This window comes from Kocuria turfanensis, from assembly GCF_001580365.1.
Classification (GTDB): Bacteria; Actinomycetota; Actinomycetes; order Actinomycetales; family Micrococcaceae; genus Kocuria; species Kocuria turfanensis.
Map to the genome: position 1 here is coordinate 2,067,213 of NZ_CP014480.1, position 19,244 is coordinate 2,086,456.

Annotated in this window: 18 protein-coding genes and 1 riboswitch; of the genes, 7 read left to right on the plus strand and 11 right to left on the minus strand. The window is 70.7% G+C overall.

The window, feature by feature from the left end:
* The first annotated feature begins 39 nt into the window (after window positions 1–39).
* Both AYX06_RS09580 and AYX06_RS09585 read left to right on the plus strand, forming a co-directional pair.
* Entirely contained in the window at window positions 40–1,371 is a 1,332-nt protein-coding gene (locus AYX06_RS09580; RefSeq protein WP_062736978.1) for an APC family permease, read from the plus strand.
* Between the two features lie 64 nt (window positions 1,372–1,435).
* On the plus strand, window positions 1,436–2,311 hold the full coding sequence (locus AYX06_RS09585) for a potassium channel family protein (protein ID WP_062735580.1): 876 nt from the start codon (window positions 1,436–1,438) through the stop codon (window positions 2,309–2,311).
* Window positions 2,312–2,366: 55 nt separating this feature from the next.
* On the opposite strand, the gene AYX06_RS09590 is transcribed toward AYX06_RS09585, so the two are convergent.
* The 11 genes from AYX06_RS09590 to AYX06_RS09640 form a co-directional block, all read right to left on the minus strand.
* On the minus strand, window positions 2,367–3,788 hold the full coding sequence (locus tag AYX06_RS09590; protein ID WP_186815694.1) for an NADH-quinone oxidoreductase subunit N: 1,422 nt from the start codon (window positions 3,786–3,788) through the stop codon (window positions 2,367–2,369).
* Window positions 3,789–3,803: 15 nt separating this feature from the next.
* Entirely contained in the window at window positions 3,804–5,300 is a 1,497-nt protein-coding gene (locus AYX06_RS09595; RefSeq protein ID WP_232319278.1) for a complex I subunit 4 family protein, read from the minus strand.
* On the minus strand, window positions 5,297–7,207 hold the full coding sequence (locus AYX06_RS09600) for an NADH-quinone oxidoreductase subunit 5 family protein (protein WP_062735582.1): 1,911 nt from the start codon (window positions 7,205–7,207) through the stop codon (window positions 5,297–5,299). The genes AYX06_RS09595 and AYX06_RS09600 overlap by 4 nt, the downstream gene beginning before the upstream one ends.
* Window positions 7,204–7,506, minus strand: coding sequence for an NADH-quinone oxidoreductase subunit NuoK (locus AYX06_RS09605; protein WP_010534530.1), 303 nt, complete (start codon window positions 7,504–7,506; stop codon window positions 7,204–7,206). The genes AYX06_RS09600 and AYX06_RS09605 overlap by 4 nt, the downstream gene beginning before the upstream one ends.
* Complete coding sequence (locus AYX06_RS09610; RefSeq protein WP_062735583.1) at window positions 7,503–8,066, minus strand: NADH-quinone oxidoreductase subunit J; 564 nt, start codon at window positions 8,064–8,066, stop codon at window positions 7,503–7,505. The genes AYX06_RS09605 and AYX06_RS09610 overlap by 4 nt, the downstream gene beginning before the upstream one ends.
* 3 nt (window positions 8,067–8,069) lie before the next feature.
* Window positions 8,070–9,005, minus strand: a complete 936-nt coding sequence (locus AYX06_RS09615) for an NADH-quinone oxidoreductase subunit H (RefSeq protein WP_062735584.1) — start codon at window positions 9,003–9,005, stop codon at window positions 8,070–8,072.
* A complete protein-coding gene (locus AYX06_RS20465) occupies window positions 8,998–10,242 on the minus strand; it encodes a hypothetical protein (protein WP_232319279.1) in 1,245 nt (414 codons plus the stop codon). The genes AYX06_RS09615 and AYX06_RS20465 overlap by 8 nt, the downstream gene beginning before the upstream one ends.
* Window positions 10,233–10,577, minus strand: a complete 345-nt coding sequence (locus AYX06_RS09625) for an NADH-quinone oxidoreductase subunit A (protein ID WP_047691301.1) — start codon at window positions 10,575–10,577, stop codon at window positions 10,233–10,235. Before AYX06_RS09625 ends, AYX06_RS20465 begins: the two co-directional genes overlap by 10 nt.
* Before the next feature lie 103 nt (window positions 10,578–10,680).
* The gene (locus AYX06_RS09630) at window positions 10,681–11,253 is read right to left on the minus strand and encodes a DUF305 domain-containing protein (RefSeq protein WP_232319280.1); all 573 of its coding nucleotides are present in this window, start codon (window positions 11,251–11,253) and stop codon (window positions 10,681–10,683) included.
* Between the two features lie 346 nt (window positions 11,254–11,599).
* Complete coding sequence (locus AYX06_RS09635; protein ID WP_180814597.1) at window positions 11,600–12,136, minus strand: DUF305 domain-containing protein; 537 nt, start codon at window positions 12,134–12,136, stop codon at window positions 11,600–11,602.
* 135 nt (window positions 12,137–12,271) lie between these two features.
* Window positions 12,272–12,682, minus strand: a complete 411-nt coding sequence (locus AYX06_RS09640) for a four-helix bundle copper-binding protein (RefSeq protein ID WP_062735587.1) — start codon at window positions 12,680–12,682, stop codon at window positions 12,272–12,274.
* A 469-nt stretch (window positions 12,683–13,151) separates the two neighbouring features.
* On the opposite strand from AYX06_RS09640, the gene gnd reads away from it, so the two are divergent.
* From gnd to AYX06_RS09665, 5 genes are all read left to right on the plus strand, one after another.
* Complete coding sequence (gene gnd / locus AYX06_RS09645; protein WP_062735588.1) at window positions 13,152–14,090, plus strand: phosphogluconate dehydrogenase (NAD(+)-dependent, decarboxylating); 939 nt, start codon at window positions 13,152–13,154, stop codon at window positions 14,088–14,090.
* Window positions 14,091–14,975: 885 nt separating this feature from the next.
* Window positions 14,976–15,144, plus strand: a riboswitch (cyclic di-AMP (ydaO/yuaA leader).
* Between the two features lie 6 nt (window positions 15,145–15,150).
* Window positions 15,151–15,792: a C40 family peptidase gene (locus AYX06_RS09650; RefSeq protein ID WP_062735589.1), complete on the plus strand. Its 642-nt coding sequence runs from the start codon at window positions 15,151–15,153 to the stop codon at window positions 15,790–15,792.
* A gap of 317 nt (window positions 15,793–16,109) precedes the next feature.
* The gene (locus tag AYX06_RS09655; protein WP_062735590.1) at window positions 16,110–16,811 is read left to right on the plus strand and encodes a DUF305 domain-containing protein; all 702 of its coding nucleotides are present in this window, start codon (window positions 16,110–16,112) and stop codon (window positions 16,809–16,811) included.
* Between the two features lie 551 nt (window positions 16,812–17,362).
* Entirely contained in the window at window positions 17,363–18,085 is a 723-nt protein-coding gene (locus tag AYX06_RS09660) for a response regulator transcription factor (protein ID WP_062735591.1), read from the plus strand.
* Entirely contained in the window at window positions 18,082–19,230 is a 1,149-nt protein-coding gene (locus tag AYX06_RS09665; protein ID WP_232319281.1) for a sensor histidine kinase, read from the plus strand. Before AYX06_RS09660 ends, AYX06_RS09665 begins: the two co-directional genes overlap by 4 nt.
* Window positions 19,231–19,244: the final 14 nt, after the last annotated feature.

The following is a 19,244-nucleotide window of genomic DNA, read 5'->3' on the forward strand; positions in this document are numbered from 1 at the left end:
GGGCGTTCGCCGCCCGGCAGGAAGGACGTGCACCTCCTCATGGACCACGACACGCAGACGCAGCAGAAACTCTCCCTGACCGGTTCCGTCGCCGTCGGGACGGGGGTGATGATCGGCGCGGGCATCTTCGCCCTCGTGGGGCAGGTCGCCGAACTGGCCGGCGGCTGGGTGCCCTGGGCGTTCCTCGCCGGCGCCGTGGTCGTGGCGTTCAGCTCCTACTCCTACATCCGCTACTCGGCCACCAACCCGTCCTCCGGCGGGATCGCGATGCTGCTCAAGGCCGCCTACGGCCCGGGGGTTCTCGCCGGGTCCTTCTCCCTGTTCATGTACGTGTCGATGATCCTGGCCGAGTCCCTGCTGGGCCGCACCTTCGCCTCCTACCTGCTGCGCCCCTTCGGCCTGCAGGGCTCCGAGGTGTGGGTGGCGGTACTGGCGGTGGTGGCGATCGTGGCCGCCGCCCTGGTCAACCTGGTGGGCAACCGATGGGTGGAGCGCTCCGCCACGGTGACCGCGGCGCTCAAGATCGTCGGGATCGCCGTGCTGGCGATCGCCGGCATCCTCGCCGCCGGGGTGTCCTCCCTGGGCCGGCTGTTCACCGCCGCCGACCGCACCCCGCCGGAGACGGGATGGCTGGGCTTCCTGGCCGGGACCACCCTGTGCATCCTGGCGTACAAGGGCTTCACCACGATCACCAACCAGGGCGCCGACCTGCAGCAGCCGGAGCGCAACATCGGCCGCTCCATCATGATCTCCCTCGCCCTGTGCACCGTGCTCTACCTGCTGATCACCGTCGCGGTGACCGGCAGCCTGACCGTGCCGCAGATCGTCGAGGCCCGGGACTACGCCCTGGCCGAGGCGGCCGAGCCGATGTTCGGCGCCTGGGGCGTGACGCTGACCGTGGTGATCGCCGTGGTCGCGACCCTGTCGGGGCTCATCGCGAGCCTGTTCTCGGTCTCGAAGCTCTACGACATGCTCCGCGACATGGGCCAGGCCCCCGGGCTGCCGGGGAAGGAGGGCCACCAGTCCCTCTACATCACGGCGGGACTGGCCATCGTCATGGCGGCCTTCTTCGACCTGTCCCAGATCGCCTCCCTCGGCGCCATCCTGTACCTGGCCATGGACATCGCCATCCACCTCGGCATCCTCCGCCACCTCAAGGACGACGTCGGGGCCAAACCGTGGATCCCCTGGGTCGCGATCGCCCTCGACGTCGCGGTGCTCGTGCCGTTCGTGCTGCTGAAATCCCAGTCGGACCCGTTCACCCTGGTGATCACCGCCGTGGTGGCCCTGGTCATCGTCGTGGCGCAGTGGTTCACCGTGCGGCACCGCTCCGACGAGGACGCGCGGCAGGGCGAGCACGAACAGCACTGAGGACCGGTGAGCCGCCCCGGAACCCGGGGACCGGAAGAACAAGAACCAACGACGGAGGTCGATCATGGACGTACTGCTGACAGTTCTGGGGATCGTGGTCATCGTGGCCGGGCTGATGGACATGTTCCACACCCTGTTGCACCCCAGCGGTCAGGGACGTCTGAGCCGGCTGGTGCTCTCCACGGTGTGGAGGGTCTCGAAGGTCACCGGTCACCGGGCCGGCTCCGCGGTGGGGCCGGCGGCGATGGTGGCCGTGGTGCTCCTCTGGGTGGTGCTGCAAGCAGCGGGGTGGGCGCTGATCTACTACCCGCACGTCCCGGGCGGGTTCATGTACTCCTCCGGCATCGACGCGGCCGCCTACCCGGACGCGGTCGAGGCCGTCTACGTCTCCGTGGTGACGCTGTCGACGCTGGGCTACGGGGACGTGGTGGCCACCGACCCGTGGATCCGGGTCGCTTCCCCGTTCGAGGCCTTGACCGGGTTCGCTCTGTTGACCGCGGCGCTGACGTGGTTCACGCAGATCTATCCTCCCCTGATGCGGCGCCGGGCGCTGGCCCTGGAAATCAAGGGCCTGGCCGACGCCGACTATGCCGAGACGATCGGGGAGGTCGAGCCGGCCATCGCCTCCCGGGTCCTGGATTCCCTGCAGGCGGATCTCACGAAGATCTCCGTGGACTTCACCCAGCACACCGAGGGCTTCTACTTCCAGGAGAGCAACCCCGACCTGTCCCTGGCCCGCCAGCTGCCGTATGCGCTGCGGCTCCGTGATGCGGCCATGGCCCGGTCCGAACCGGCGGTGCGGCTGAGCGCCCAGCGGCTGTCCTCGGCCCTGAACCAGCTCGGGTCCGAGATCAAGGACGACTTCGTGGGCACCGGGGAGCACCCCGGTGAGGTCTTCGCCGCCTATGCGGCCGAGCACGGCCAGACCACCCGGGCCTGAGTTCGCCCCTCTCGGCGTTGCACACGGGCGGTCCGGGGCGCGGAGGTCGCCGCACCTACATGACCACGGGGCCCTCGAGGGCAGCCCACAGGACACCGGCCAGGACACCCAGCACCAGGCTCGCGACCGCGGCGACCCCGGCGGTGACGGCCGGCCAGGCGGCCGCCCCGCCGCGACCGGGGAACCCCGCCGTGTGCTGGTCCGGGCGGGCGAAGACGGGGGCGAACCAGCGCAGGTAGTAGAAGAGGCTGAGCACGCTGCTGAGCATCACCACCAGCACCAGCCAACCGTGCCCACCGTCCCAGGCGGCGGTGGCGGTGGTGAGCTTGCCGACGAACACGGCCAGCGGCGGGGTGCCCACCAGCCCCAGCAGCGCCACCAGCAGGGCCAGCCCCAGCCCGGGACGGGCCCGTGCAAGGCCCCGGTAGTCGGCCAGCTCCCGGTGCTCGGGCAGCGTGGCGGTGACGGCGAAGGCGGCGACGTTGGTGAGCGCGTAGGCGGCGAGGTAGAACAGCAGCGAGGGCAGGGCCAGGTCGCTGCGCCCGGCCGCGGCCACGGGCACGAGCAGGAACCCGACCTGGGCCACCGTCGACCACCCCAGCAGCCGGCGGGGGTCGGTCTGCCAGTAGGCCGCGAGGTTGCCCAGGACCATCGAGGCGGTGGCCAGCAGCGCCGCGACGAGCAGCCAGGAGCCGTCCCCGGCGGAGACCGTGGCCACGAGCCGGTACACGGCCACCAGCGCCCCCACCTTGGGCACGGTGGTGAGGAACGTGGCGGCGGTGGCCCCGGTGCCCTGGGCGGCGTCGGGAACCCAGAAGTGGAAGGGCACCCCACCGGCCTTGAAGAGCAGCCCGGCGAGCACGCCCAGCACGCCCGCGCCCACGGCCGCGGCCGGGGCGGCGGGCAGCTCCTCCTGGAGCAGGGCGTAATCGGTGCCGCCGGCCAGGGCGTAGAGCACGGTGACCCCGGCCATGAGCAGGATCCCGGACAGCGCCCCCATGAGATAGGTCTTCATGGCGGCCTCGGCCCCGGCGCGGCCGCCGGTCAGCCCGACGATCCCGTACAGGGGGATGCTGGCCAGCAGGAACCCCACGATCAGCACGAGCAGGTCGGTGGACCCGGCCAGGACCATCACCCCGGTGGTGGCCAGGAGCAGCAGCGCGTACGTGTCCGACTCCCGCGGGGACCCGGCGATCTCCCCGGAGGCCACCCCCAGCACCAGCAGGGTGGTCAAGGCGGCGATCACCCGGGCGGCACCGGTGGCGGTGTCCACGGTGAAGGTGCCGCTGAAGGCGCTCTGCGCGGGTCCGGCCATGGCGAGGGCCGCGGCGGTCGCGGCACCCAGCAGGGCCAGGGCTGCGGCTGCGCGGGCGATCCACTGGCGTCGCCGGGGCAGGAACGATCCGCCCAGCAGCACCACCAGCGCGCCGAGGAAGACGAGGATCTCGGGCAGCAGCAGCTCGGGGCGCATCTGCATCGAGGTCTCCACCGGCTACCGTCCCACCAGGCTCACGAGGGCGGCCGAGGCCGGCTCGATCACCTCGAGCAGCACCCGGGGCAGCACGCCGATGAGCAGGGACAGCGCCAGCAGAGGACCGGCGGACCACAGCTCCTGCGCCCGGAGGTCCTCGAACCCGGGGGTGTGCCCGGCCGCGGGGCCGGTGAAGACCCGCTGCAGCGCCCGCAGGAACAGGGCGGCGGTGACCAGGATGCCCAGCAGGGCAACCGCGGTGACCGGGGCGACCGCCACGCTGCCGGCGAAGATCTGGAACTCGGCGATGAACCCGGAGAACCCGGGCAGACCCAGGGAGGCGAAGGCCCCCACCGCGAACAGCGCCGCGTAGCGCGGGGCGGGGGCGGCCAGCCCGCCGTAGGAGCCCATGTCGTAGGAGCCGGCCCGGTCCTGCATCACCCCGGCGAGCAGGAACAGGGCGGCGGTGATCAGCCCGTGGCTGACCATCTGCACCACCGCGCCGGTGACCGCCACGGACCGAGCCTGGGCGGCGTCCTCGGCGAGGACCCCGGCCGCGCCCAGGGCCAGGACGATGTAGCCCATGTGATTGACCGAGGTGTAGGCGATCATCCGCTTGAGATCCGTCTGGGCCAGGGCCACGAACGCCCCGTAGAGCACCGAGACGACGCCGACGGCCACGATCACCCAGGCCCACGCCCGCCAGGCCTCCGGCAGGATCGGCATGGCGATGCGCACGAACCCGTAGGTGCCCATCTTCAGCAGCACCCCCGCCAGCACGGCCGAGCCGATGGCCGGGGCGTCGGTGTGGGCCGGGGGGAGCCAGGTGTGGAAGGGCACGGTGGGGGTCTTCACGGCCAGGCCCACCAGGATCGCCGCGAGCACCAGCCCCCCGGTGAGCGGGTCGCCCGCCAGCGGCGCCGCGGCGACGAGCTCGGGGATGTCGAAGGTGTGCGGGGCCGCCGCCACGTAGAGCCCGATGAAGCCCAGCAGCAGGGCCAGGGAGCCCAGGAACGTGTAGAGGAAGAACTTCAGCGCCGACCGGGCCGCGCTGCCGTGGCCCCACCCGGCGATCACGAAGTACATGCCCACGATGGACAGGTCGAAGAAGACGAAGAACAGGATGAGGTCGGCCGCCACGAACACCCCGAGGCTCACGCCCTGCAGGAACAGGAACAGCGCCGCCTGCACGCGCGGCCGGTCCGCGTCCCGCAGGGCGTAGACGGCGCAGGCCAGGAACACCACGGCCGTCATGGCCAGCAGCGGCAGGGAGAGCCCGTCCACGCCCACGTGGTAGCTGCTGCTGACCCCGGGGATCCACGGCACCTGCTCCTCGAACGCCAGCCCGTTGGGACCCGGGTCCTCGTAGCCGGCCCACAGCACGCCCACGAGCAGCAGCTCCACGACGGACACCACCACCCACGCCCAGCGCGCGGCCGCGGGCCCGATCGCGGGCACAGCGGCCAGGACGGCTGCGGCCAGCAGGGGCAGGAAGACGATCAGACTCAGCATGCTCATCCCATCACGGCGTAGACGGACCAGGCCACGACGCCGACGGCGAGCACCGCGACGGCCTGGAGGAAGTACTGATGGACGGCCCCGGTCTGCGGGGCCCGGGCCAGCCGCCCGGCCCGGCGAACCCGGCCGGCGAGGCCCTCGACGGCGCCGTCCACGACCGTGTCGTCGAGCCGGGCCGCACCCCGGCCGGCCGCGTCGGCGGCGTGCGCCGTGGCGCCGACCCCGGCGTCGAGGACCCGGTCGTCGAACCGGGCCGCGGCCCGTGCCAGCACCGGGACGGCCCCGGCCGCGGCGGTCACGGCCCGGTCCAGGACGAGGTCGTCGAACCAGGTCAGGGCGTGTCCCAGGCCCAGCGCGGGGCGGACGACGACGGCGTGCGCGGCGGCCTCCAACCCCAGCCACCGCACGGCCCAGCCCGGCTCGGGGACGCGCACGCGCAGCATCAGCAGCAGGACGACCAGGGCGATCGCGGCCGAGACAACCAGCTCGACGGGCGCCACCGCGCCGTGCCCGCCCACCGCCTCGGCAAGGGCCCGGCTGACCGGGGGCAGGGCGAGCACCCCCAGCAGGGCCGCGCCGGCGGCGAGCACGACCAGCGGGGCCTGCTCCAGCACCCCCACCCGCCCGGTGCCACCGGCCTCCGCCTCCGCACGGGCACCGCGGCGCCAGATCGTCCACAGGACCTTGCCCGCGTAGGCCGCCGACAGGGCCGCCGCCACGAGCCCCGCGGCATAGAGCAGGCCCGAAACCTCGAGCGCCCCGGCGAGCACCGCGTCCTTGGTGGCCCACAGGGACAGCGGGGCGATCCCGGCCAGGGCCAGCGCCCCCACGGTGGCGGTCACGCCCACCACCCGCCACCGGCGGCCGGCCCCGCGCAGTGCGGTGAGCTCCTCGGTGCCCAGCGCGGTCAGCCACGCCCCGGCGGCCAGGAACAGCAGGGCCTTGGTGGAGGCGTGGGCCACCAGGTGGGCCGCGCCTCCGCTGACCGCGCCCACCCCGGCGGCCAGCACCACGAAGCCCAGCTGCGCCACCGTGGACGCCGCCAGCAGCTGCTTGAGCTCCCGCTGGGCCAGGGCCACGAACCCCATCAGCACCGCGGTGGCCACCCCGATCCACGCGGCGGCCGGGCCCGCCCACCCGGTGGAGGTCAGCAGCGGCTCCACGCGCAGCAGCAGGTAGCCGCCCATGGCCACCATCGCCGCGGAGTGCAGCAGTGCGCTCACCGGGCTGGGGCCCTGCATCGCCCCGGAGAGCCAGAACGAGAAGGGCAGCTGCGCGGCCTTGCCCAGGGCCGCCACGAGGATCCCGGCCGCGATCACGTGCCGCCACGGGTCCTCCGCCGCGGGCAGGGCGGACAGCGCCATCCCGGCGCCCCCGGCCAGGGCGGCCCCGGCGGCGACGTAGAGCCCCAGGTCCGCGGTGCGGGTGGTGACGAACGCCGTGAGCCCGGCCGAGACGCGGTCGGAGTCCCGCCACCAGAACCCGATCAGCGCGTAGGAGGTCGCGCCCATCAGCTCCCAGGCGAACAGCAGCGCCGGCAGGCTCGCGGCCGCGGCCGTGGCCAGGGCCGCGGCGGCGAAGAGCAGCATCAGCCCGTGGAACCGCGGCCGGCCCGCCCGGATGCTGCCGGCCGCGAAGACCAGCACCAGCAGCGTCACTCCCGCGACCATCGGGAGGGTGACTGCTGCGAGGGCGTCGACCTCCAGCGCGAAGTCGGCGCCGGCCACGAACGGGTAGGACAGGGCGGGCCGGGTCAGGGCGGCGACCGCCGCGAGGACCGTGGTCACCGCGGCGGTGAGCACCGCGACCGGGGCCGCGGCACGCTCCGCCCGGGTGAGGGCGAGCACCGCGCCCACGGTGGCCGGGAGCACCACCACCGCCAGCAGCACGGCCTGGGACGCGGTCATCGGGAGAGCTCCTCGGCCATGTCGGTCATGTCGGTCTGCCGCCTGCGGTGCAGCAGAGTGGCCACGGCGAAACCCATGGCCATCTCCACGGTCATGGCCGCCAGGACCACCAGCAGCAGCACCTGCCCGGAGGGGTCCGGGGCCAGGAACCACCAGAACCCCGCCGCGGCCAGGAGCACCCCGTTGATCATCAGCTCCAGGCCCATCATCACCATCACCACCACCTGCTGGGACAGGGCCCCGTAGAGCCCCACCGCGAACAGCGCGGCGGCCACGACCAGCACGGCTTCCAAGGTCATCGGCCCACACCCCCCGGCTGCGGGTCGTCGGCCGGGCGGCGGCGCAGGTCGTCACCGAGCCGGTCGTAGCGGGTGCGATGGGCGGCCAGGACCACCCCGGCCACGATGGTGGCCACCATGACCGGGCCCACCACCGCCATCACCAGCATCTTCTCGCCCATGATCTCCAGGCCCAGCGCACGCGTGAGGTCCTCCGGCGGGGCGCCGCGACGCTCCGGCCACGGGACCAGCAGCGCCCCGGCCGCCAGCAGCACGAAAACCCCGGCCGAGGCGCCGATCGCGGTCTTCTTCCCGTGGGTCATGTCCATGGGCATCAGCGCCGGGTTCATGCCCATGAACATCACCATGTAGACCGCCATCACCGCCATCTCCATCACCATCATGAGGATCGTGATGATCCCCAGATAGCTCTGGCCCAGCAGCAGGATCTGCACCCCCACGGCGATGAAGGACAGCGCCAGGGCATAGGTGGCCCGGGCCATGGAGTCCACCACGAACACGAGCGCCCCCGCGGCCACGGCCACCACGGCGAGCACCCAGAACACGATTCCGACCAGCACGGCTCAGCCCTTCCAGACGACGACGAGGGACACGACCAGGTCCTGGAGCACGGCGGCCGGGAGCAGGACCACCCAGCCGATCTCCATGAACCGGTCCGGGCGCAGCAGCGGGATCCTCCGCCGCAGCCACACGAGCACCGCGAGCACCAGCACGGTCTTCACCAGCACCCACGCCCAGCCGGGCAGGACGGGCCCGGCGCCCCCACCGAGGAAGAGCGGCACCGAGAAGGCGGCGCCGGCGGTCAGGAACAGGTAGCGCCCAGCCTGGAGGACGAGGCGGTCGACCCCCGAGAGCTCGGCCAGCACGCCGCCGCCGATGTCGGCAGCCAGCGCCGGGGCGAACGGGCCCCATACGGAGAAGCCGGTCACGCCGATGAGGAAGACGAGGAACGCCACCGGCATCCACACCACGAACCACACGCCGTCCTGGGCCGCGGCGACGTCCCCCACGGCCAGGCTGCCGGCGGCGATCGCCGGGGCCACCAGGGCGAACATCAGCGGCAGCTCGTAGGCCAGCCCGTGCGCCAGGAAGCGGTAGCCGCCCACCAGGCCGTGGGCGGAGTTCGCACCCCAGCCGGCCAGCCAGACCAGCGCCCAGACCATGACGTCCACGGTGTTGAACCACACGACGCCGACGTCCAGGTCCGCCAGCGTCCACTCCCCCAGCGGGAGCACCGCAATCATCAGGAACGCTCCGACCAGCATGCCCGCGCCACCGACCCGCCACAGCAGGGTGTCCGCGGCCACTGTGGTCCGGCGCCGCTGCCGCAGCAACCGCGCCGTACGGCCCAGCGGCGCGCCCCATCCACCGCCGGTGCCCTGCGCCCGGGCCGAGAGCGCCGTATCCAGAGCCACGGCGAAGAAGGCCAGCCCGCACAGGAGGATCCCCGCCAGCACGGCCCATCCGCCGGGGACGGTCGTCACCACGCTCTCAGCCATGCCCCACCTCCTGGACGGCAGGATGCGGATCGAGGCCCAGGCTCGCCACGGCCAGCCGCACGGAGGCCAGCTCCAGCCCGGTCACCAGCTCTGGCAGCACCGCCCACGGCACCGCGCCGTCCTCCACCGGGACCGGCACCGCGCCACCGGCCTCGGCCCGGATCCGTTCCACCCGGGACAGCAGCCGGTCGTGGGCGTCCCCGAGGCAGTGCCGCGGCAACCCGTGGTGCTCCAGAGCGGACGGGTCGAGCGGCAGCACGCCTCGCAGCGACCAGCGGAGCAGCCGTGATCTCCGGATCGTCCGGTGCAGCCGCTCGGCGGCGGCCCGGGCGGCGCCCCGATCGCCGTGCAGGAGGGCGTCCCGGGCGCGGCGGGCGCCGGATGCCGCGTCCTCGGCCCCGGCCAGGGCCAGCAACGCCACGACCTGGTCGCACCACACCACCACCGCCGCCGGCGCGGGACCGGGACCCGGTCCGCCTGCTCCGGCGCCGTCGACCACGGAGGCTTCGGCGTCGACCACGACATCCCCCTGCAGGGAACAGTGCAGCACGAGCCCGGCCGGCCAGAACGGCAGCACGGGACCGAGCGGAAGGTGGAGCACGTCCATCTCCAGCCCGTCACGGTCCTCCCCGCCCCCGGCCAGGGCGATTCCCCCCGGGGCCATGTCCATCCCGCCGTGACCACTGTGGTCCATGCCGCCATGACCGCCATGACCGCCGTGGTCCATCTCGCCGTGGTCCATCTCGCCGTGGTCCATCTCGCCGTGGTCCATCTCGCCGTGGTCCATCTCGCCGTGGTCCATCTCGCCGTGGTCCATCTCGCCGTGGTCCATCTCGCCGTGGTCCATGCCCCCGTGGCCCCCATGATCCACGTCCTCGGGGATCTCGGGCTCCTGCGGCCGTTCCCGGGCGTCCGTCCGGTGGTGCGGGGTGTCGAGCAGGAGCGCTGCGGCGTCGTCGAGGGCTGGTCCCACCCCTCCCGGCGAGGTGATGTCGGCGCGGACGCGAGGACCGGGCATCTGCTCCCAGAGCCGGTCCACGAGCTCCGAGAGCTCGGGGCCGGGGACACCGCACACGGCGAGCACGTCCGCGTCGGCCGGTGTTGAGGCCGGCCGCCACCCGCGGCGGAGCAGCTGCTGCTCCAGTTCCATGCGCGCGTCCCAGTGTCCCGGGACCTCGACGACGAGGACCTGCGCGGCCCGAACCGCGAAGCGGGCGAGGAGTTCGTTCAGGCCCATCGGAAGGCTCCTTCCCGCCAGGCCCAGGCCACGGCGACGAGCAGGCCCCCGAGGAACAGGAACATCTCCACGACCGCGGAGATCCCCTTCTCGATCACGACCACCGCCCACGGGTACATGAAGAGCATCTCGACGTCGAAGGCCAGGAACACGATCGAGGCGAGGTACCAGCGGGCGTGGAACCGGGACAGCGCGTGCTCCTGGGGCATCCACCCGGACTGAGCGGGCAGCACCGTCAGCGGGTCGGCCGTGATCACTGCTGTGCGGTGCAGCGCGTAGAGGAGAACGACGACCGACATCGCCACCAGGGCCATGGCCACGATTCCGGAGTACACGACGGTCTCCCCTTTCGCGCGGTCGGAACATGGAAGTCTGTCGTTGATCGGTGGGGCCACCCTAACGGGCGGCCCCACCGATCGCGCCGTTTCAGCTCGGTGATCAGGCGCGGCCGGCGAGCCAGGTGCGGAAGTCCGCGACCTGGGCCTGCTGGGTGGTGATCCCCGAGGTGGCCGCCACGCGCAGCTGCGGGTGCACGGCGCGAGACTGCGGCTCGAGGAACTCGATGATCCCGCTGTTGTGGTGTGGAATCATCTTCTGCACGAAAGCGACATCGAAGTCCTCACCGGCCTCAGCGGCCGACAGCTCCTCGATCATCATCTGGGTCTCCTCCTCCAGGATCTTCATCTCCTCCTGGGCTTCTGCCGGGGCTTGGGCCATGGCCTCTTCAGGGGTCAGCCCGTACCACTCCTCCAACCAGGTGGTGAACTGGTCGATCTGGTGCTGCTGATTGGCGATGATGTTCTCCGCGTGGGTGCGGATGTCCGGGCTGGTTCCGCGCTCGAGCTCCAGCTGGGCCATCTCGATCGCGGCCCGGTGGTGCGGAATGATCTCGGCCAGGAACGTGATCTCCAGTTCCTCGCCCTCCAGCCCGGCCAGGGTCTCACCGAACTCGTAGGCGGTCGGGGAAGTCGGGTCCGGCTGGATCATCTCCGTCTGACTGTGGGAGGACACCGGGGCGGCCTCCCAGTGGGCGGATGCCGGCGCAGCGGCTCCGCCCAGCAACGCAGTGGCCACAGCGGCCGCGGAGGCGGCGGCCGCGGTACGGCGGCCTAATGAAATGTAGTGCATGGCAGATTCCCTCTCGGGCGATGAGCCGGTCCCTCGATACCAGCTCGGCGGATGCCGGGCGGTCTGTCACCGGGACCATGCGTGCACCGCGGTGAAGCAAACGCCAAGCAGTAGTGGGCGGTATGGGGGGAAGACGGAATCTGCCCCCGTGCAGCTCGTTCGTGCAGGGGCAGGCCCCGTCTTTTACCGGCAGATGGTGTAAATGGACATCGGCCGGTCAGCGGGTCGATCAGGCGGTGGCGGCGGGGCGGCCGCCTTGGCGGTCGTACCACTCCTCGAGCCAGGTCTGCATCTGTGCGATCTCGCTCAGCTGGACCGTTTTGATGTTCTGGCACAGCTGCAGCAGGTCCTGGTGCTCGGCGCGGTCCAGGCAGGTCTCGGCCTCCCGGACCGCCGCCCAGTGGTGGCGGATCATCGACTGCATGAACCGGATCTCGTACTCGGCCCCGGTGAACTGGTCCAGCCGTTGCATCGAAGCCATGTCACCGGTGGACAGCTGGGGCTCATAGGTGATTCCGTACCACTCCTGCAGCCAGGTCTGCATCTGCTCGATCTCCTGGTTCTGGACCGTGATGATGTCCTCGCACATCGCGGCCAGCTCCGGGTGCACGGCCTTGTCCACGCACTCCTGAGCCATCACGACCGCCATGTAGTGGTGGTCGATCATGCTCTTCAGGAACTCCACCTCGAAGCTGGCGGCTTGCTCGTTGCCGGCCGGGGCATCGGCGAAGGCCGGGGCCGCCGTCGCCACCCCTGTGCCGGTCACCGCCCCGAGAGCCAGAACGGCCGACGCGGCCGCGGCAGGAACACGCCGCCGAAGGCGCCGTTTGCCCGAGATCACGCTCTGTTCTTTCAAGCCCATCCTCTTCCTTTCCTGCGTCAGGTCAGTGTTCGGCCCGTCTCAGCCCAGGGAGGAGATCAGGTCCGCGCAGGCGGCCTCGCAGCGGCGGCAGGCCTCGGCGCACACGCGGCAGTGCTCGTGCTCACCCGCGTGCTGGGCGCACTCGTCGCCGCAGGCCTTGCAGGCGGCCCGGCATGCCTCCAGGACGACCCGGGTGACCTCGGCGTTGTTGCCGGTCTGACGGGAGAGCACACGGCCGGTGGTCGCGCAGATGTCGGCGCAGTCCAGGTTCTTACGGATGCAGGTGCTCAGTTGCGCGACCATGTCCTCGGCCAGGCAGGCATCCGCGCAGGCGGTACAGGTCTGGGCGCACTCGAAACAGGCCTCGATGCACTCCGCCAACTTCTGCTGGTCGATGTCCCCCAGGTCCTTCGGGTAGGTCTCCAGCATCGAGCTCACGTGATGAGTCATGGTTCTGCTCCTTCTCTCATACTGCGGTTCGTGCGGTATATCGATCTGGTGCCGACGGATCTTGCGATCCACCATGTTTCCGACAGTAGCCTTATCAGCGTTGTATCTAAACGGTGATCAACTCCATGTCAGGGCGATGAGCGGGAATCTTCACGGAACCTTCAAGAAGGAGGTCCTGGAACCGTGGGGCCTTCCCTGGCGCGGCGGGCTAGTGAGCTTGTCGGCATGGAGCAGCGCCACGCACGTGGACGCACCCGTGCGGCTGGGCCCGTCCGGTACCGGTTCCGCACGTCGGGTGGCAGCCCCAGACGGGAGCGTGCGAACGTGGCGGACACCTGGAGATGCAGGGGAGGAAACTGTCCCTGTTGGCTAGATACAAGAGGGCTGTGTCTGTGCGGTTTTCCTCCGTGGGGTGACCCGGCCAGCTGATGTCCGCCTGAGCGGCGGAGGACCGAGAAGGGAGTACACCATGCAGGTGGGACTGGTAGGACTGGGCAAGATGGGCGGCAACATGGGTGAGCGGCTGCGCGAGGCCGGCCACACAGTGGTCGGCTACGACACCGACCCGGAGCTCTCCGACTCCGAGAGCCTCACCGCCATGGTGGAGCAGATCGGCACCCCGCCCCGGGTCGTGTGGGTCATGGTGCCGGACACGGTGGTGGACACCGTGATCGACGAGCTGGCCGGCGTGCTGGGCGAGGGCGACGTGATCATCGACGGCGGCAACTCCCGGTGGATCCACGACGCCCCCCGCGCCCGGAGACTGGCCGAACGGGGCATCGAGTACCTGGACTGCGGGGTCTCCGGCGGCGTGTGGGGGATCACCCAGGGATACGCCCTGATGGTCGGCGGGGACGAGGGCACCGTGGCCAAGGCGCAGCCGATCTTCGACTCGCTCAAACCCGCCGGCGAGTTTGGCTTCGTCCACGCCGGTGAGCACGGTGCGGGTCACTTCGCGAAGATGGTCCACAACGGCATCGAGTACGCGATCATGCAGGCCTACGCCGAGGGCTGGGAACTGCTCGAGGCCGCCGGTCACGTCCGCTCGGTACGGGAGACCTTCAACTCCTGGCGCGAGGGGTCGGTGATCAAGTCCTGGCTGCTGGACCTGGCGGTGAACGCGCTCAACGAGGACGAGCACCTGGACCGGCTCGCCGGCTACGCCGAGGACTCCGGCGAAGGCCGCTGGACGGTGGAGGCCGCTCTGGACCTCGCGGTCCCGGTGCCGGCCATCTCCAGCGCCCTCTTCGCCCGGTTCGCCTCCCGGCAGGACCAGGCCCCGGCGATGAAGATGATCGCGGCGATGCGCAACCAGTTCGGCGGCCACACGGTCCGCGACGTGGCCGCGGGCCCCGAGCACGTCGAGGCCGCACCCGGCGAGGAGCCGGCCCACCCCGCCGAGCAGTAGGTCCGACCGTCCCCGCCGCCAACGGCTCGGAAGCGGCCACCCTCACCCCTCTGCAAGGCCTGTGCGCCATGCCGATCCGCACGGTCACCACGGTCGGCACTGCTCCCGCCCGGTGCCGGCCTTGTCGAGGAACGCCTACGGGGCGAGGGGATCGCGGATCAACAGCCGGTGACCACGATCGAGGCAGCGGTGACGGCACCGCCCGGCGTCCCCAATCGGCCCCGGAATACTGATCGGCCCAGCCACGTGGCAGCCGGCAGCCCAGTGGATCCGCCGCTGACCATCCTGGCCTCACCAACGACAGCGAAGGACCCGCTTAATTACTCCCCTCGCAGCGGGCCATTGATCTACCGGTCCCATACATGGACCCGGATGAATTTGAAGATCTCGTGAAGAAAGCAGCTCTTCTCACCTGTTCGACACCCTTGGATATGAAGATTTCATGAAGGAAACAGTTCACTCCCCCAAGCAATGCTGGGCGGTTTCGTAAAAAAATCCGAGAACACCCTTGAGGGACGCTGAAGCTCCCCCGGGGGTTCACCTTCCCCCGCACCGGGCGCAGGCCGAAGGATTCCACGGGTAATGAGGGGCAGCGGATCCGAGCTCCCACCGCGCTCATCGGCGCGATACCGCAGGTCAGAGCCTCCCCGGGGCGGTCCCGATGAGTGGTGGCACGGGGAGGAAAGACAGCTAGCGGCGCCACCCCGCCGGAACGAATGTGCCCCAGGCGTGGTGGGCTACCGGCCGTTTTGCCGGCGACCGCGCGAGGCCGGCGCAAGCCTTTTCCCGGCACCACAGGGAATGTGACCTTTTCGTTATCTAGGCGCTAGTGTCCTCTGCGTGCCGTTGGCTGATCTCATCGGCTTCCCCGGGTGCTTCGCCGAATTCTGCCGGCAGCCGGGGTCCCCAATACAGAAATGACTTGGCAGAAGCGGGGGAACCATACCCGGTCCGCACCCGGACCTTGGGGTGAAGCCGCCGGAGCTGCAGGCTCGGCGGCCGGGTGCCTCCCACCCGAACCCGACAGCTCACCTCGTAGGCAAAAGGAGGACCCTCATTCATGGCTTTCTTCACGCGTAGCTCTGCCCGCCACCGCGCCCAGACCCCCTCGCACCTGGTGCGCACCACGACCCTGGCCGCCGCTGTCGGCGCGGCGGTGATCGGCTCCGTCGCCCCCGCTCAGGCCTATGCCGAAGCCCCCGCCACGTCCGGCACCGCATACTCGACCCCCGCGACCTCCCCGGCTCCGGCCGCTTCCCAGGCCCCCGTCACCGTGCAGGCGGCGAGCCTGCCGGCCGCTGGGGCGGCCACCTCGAGTCTGTCCCCCCAGTCCTCGGACATTTCCGAGATCTCCGCCACCTCCGCTGCGGCCGGCGGCATTGTCGGCACCGCGATGCAGGGCGTCGGTACCGGCTACGTCTGGGGCGGCACGGACTTCGGCGCCTGGGACTGCTCCGGTTTCACCCAGTGGGTCTACGCCCAGCAGGGCATCGACCTCCCCCGCACCAGCCAGCAGCAGTGGGCGGCCGGCACCCCGACCACTGACCCGCAGCCCGGCGACCTCGTCGTCCAGAACGGCGGGGCCCACATCGGGATCTACCTCGGTGGCGGCAAGATGATCTCCGCGCTGAACCCCACCCAGGGCACCTTCGTGCACAGCGTGAATGCCATGCCGACGGTCGGCTACGTCACTTTCCGCTGAGCCAACCCGCCGCCCGCCACGAATGCCGCCCGTGGCGGGCGGCGGGTGTGCCCCCACCTGATCAGCATCCAGGATCGGTCGGTCAGAACCTGAGATGCCTGCATCAGGCCACCGCCGGGGAACACCCCGATTCGGCCCCCTGATGGGCCCGCTCTTGAAGGTTCAGTGAAGATCTACCGCCCAGCCCTCCCAGCCCGGAGAAAGCAACCACGGCGGGGTTACCGTGGACGGATCGGCCCGCCTCGACCCGAGGCTGAGCAGAGCAAACACCACGATGTGCAGGCCCAGCACGGGCTGCTGCGAAGGAGAGGTTCGTCATGACGTCGACGATCAAGCACCTGGCCGCCGGGACGGCCCTGGCGCTGGCCCTCAGCGGTGCCGGGGCGACCGCGGCGGTCGCGTCCCCGACGCACCAGCCTGCCTCCGCCTCCGCACAGACGGGCGCTGAGCGGCACATGAACCACGACCGCCATTTCGCCGTGATGATGGTCCCCCACCACCAGGGTGCCACCGACATGGCCGAGCTGGCCCTGCAGAAGTCCGAGCGTCCCGAGATCCGTGACCTGGCGGAGAAGATCATCGAGGCCCAGACCGAGGAGATCCAGCAGCTGGAAGCAGCGGCCCAGCGGCTGGCCGCCGAGAACACCCCGGGACACCACCACCACCACGGCCACGGCCACGGCCACGGCCACCACCACGGCCACGGGCACCACGGCCACGGCCATGGCGGCCATGGTCAGAGCATGAATGCCGACATGCAGGGCGCCATGATGGGCGAAATGGACGGCATGGACGGCATGAGCCTGGAAGAGCTGGCGAAACTGTCCGGGGATGATTTCGACAAGGCCTTCCTCGAAGAGATGATCGCCCACCACCAGATGGCTCTCGAGATGGCCGAGATGGAGCTGCAGATGGGCACCGACCCAGAGCTGCGAGCCATGGCGGAGAAGATGATCGAGGACCAGCAGGCGGAGATCGAGCTCATGCAGGGCTGGTTGGAGGAGTGGTTCGCGGCCTGATCCAGGACCACGAACTGAGCCCCCACCGGCTGGAACGGGCCGACACCGGGACGTCATGATCCCCGTCGACCCGTTCCAGCCAGTCCAGTGCGGTGATCCCCGACGCGGCACCCGATGGGCGCGCGCCCTTCGCACAGTCAGCAGCACCCCAAACGGTCACCGACCAACCGCAGGTTCGCCAGCGCCGCGTCCTCTTGCCTCAGGACACGGACCCCCTCGCCTGGGGTCTTGCTCCTCCAGCGCGCGCACCGTCACCGAGATGGCCGAGACCACCGGAGTCCCCTCGCTCGGTGGTGGTGGCCGGGTCCCGACCGTGTTGCGTCTGTCCGGGCTCGTGAAGGGGCGACACGCGATCTTCTCCGTGCCCGATAACCCTCTCATCCGCCCGGGGCAGGGGATCGTTAGCCACAGCGACCACCGGTTCACCGGTGAGCCCGGCCACGTCGAGTCCACCCCCTGTTTCGTTTCCGAGGCCTCAGACACGGTCGCCCTGGGACGCTGGGGCTCGCAGCACAGTGTTCATGTCACCGCGATCAGTACCGGGAGGACAGATGACGGATCCGCTCACCGGACGTGTGCTGGTGGTCGACGACGAGGTCGACCTCGCGCAGCTGGTCGCGGGCTATCTGCGCAAGGCCGGACTCGAGGTCGTGGTGCGCCACGACGGCAACCAGGCGGTGGCCGCGGTGCGGGAGTACACCCCCGACGTGCTCGTGCTGGATCTGGGGCTGCCGGGGATCGGGGGGATCGAGGTGTGCCGTCAGGTGCGGACCTTCTCGGACTGCCACGTGCTGATGCTCACCGCCCGGGATGATGAGGTCGACAAGATCGTGGGCCTGTCGGTCGGTGCCGACGACTACGTGACCAAACCGTTCAGCCCGCGCGAACTCGTGGCGCGGGTCCAGGCCATGCTGCGCCGGGCCCGCACGGGAAGTGTTGAATCCACTACAGCCTTACCGCACGGACAGCAGGCACTGGTGATCGGGGAACTGGTGGTGGACGGGGACTCCCGCCAAGTGCACCTGGCCGGGGAACCGGTGGCGTTGACCCGGATCGAGTTCGACCTGCTCCTGTGCCTGGCTGCCCGCCCGCAACTGGTGCTCTCGCGCCGGCAGCTGGTGGAGCTGGTCTGGGACACCACCTGGACCGGGGACGAACACCTGGTGGACGTGCACATCGGGCGGATCCGCAAGAAACTCGGCGACGTAGCCACCAGGCCGACATTCATCCACACGATCCGCGGGATCGGCTACCGGATGGGCACCGGGCGATGAGCGCCGCCGTCTCCGACCGGACCCGGGCCTGGTCGTGGTCCTGGAGCCCGTTGACGGTGCGATTGATGCTGGCCCAGACAGCGGTGCTGGCCATCGGGCTGATCATCGTGGTGATCACCGCGGTGCTGGTCGGGCCGAGCATGTTCTATCACGAGCTCGTCGAGACCGGCCACGCCGATGCGGCCACCGGGCTGGTGCACCTGGAAGACGCCTTCCGCTCGGTGAGCCTTACCGCCCTGACCATCGGCGGGCTGCCGGCGCTCTACATCGCCGGGATGCTCACCTTCTACCTCTACCGCACGATCGGGCGGTCCCTGACCTCCTTCAGCACCGCCGCCCAGGAGGTGGCTGCCGGCAACTACGACGTGCGTGTCACCTCCACCAGCCTGGGCCCGGAATTCGACTCCCTGGCCGGGTCTTTCAACGACATGGCCGCCAGGCTCGACGCCGTGGACACCACTCGCCGCCAGATGCTGGCCGATCTGGCGCACGAGATGCGCACCCCCCTGGCCAGTCTCAAAGGACATCTGGAGGGCATCGAGGACGGAGTGGTCGAGTGGGATGAACGAACCACGGGCATCTTGTACGCCCAGATCGCTCGGCTCGAACGACTGGCCCGCGACATCCGCCACCTCACCGCCGCCGAAGAAGGCATGACCCACCTGCAGCTGACCCTCCAGGACCCGGGCCAGCTGGCAGCCCAGGCGGCCGCGGCCGTCCAACAAGACGCCGCCGCTCAGAACATCTCAGTGACCGCCATCAACACCGGCATGGAGGTCCCACCGGTGCTGGTCGACCGGGAAAGGATGGGACAAGTGTTGGGCAACCTGCTGGAGAACGCACTGCGTCACACCCCATCCGGCGGCGCCGTCACCGTGCGCACCGACCACACCCCGGAAGCGGTCACCCTCACCGTCGCCGATACAGGGGAAGGTATCGACCCCCAGCACCTTCCGCACGTCTTCGCACGCTTCTACCGCGCCCACCACGGCCGGGAAGCCCACCGCGGCGGCTCCGGCCTGGGACTGGCCATCAGCAAATCCCTCGTCGAAGCCCAGGGCGGGACCCTGGAGGCCACCAGCGACGGCCCCGGACGCGGGACCAGCTTCCGGATCCGCCTGCCCCGCCACACGCCCCCGGGCTGACGCCAGCGACACCA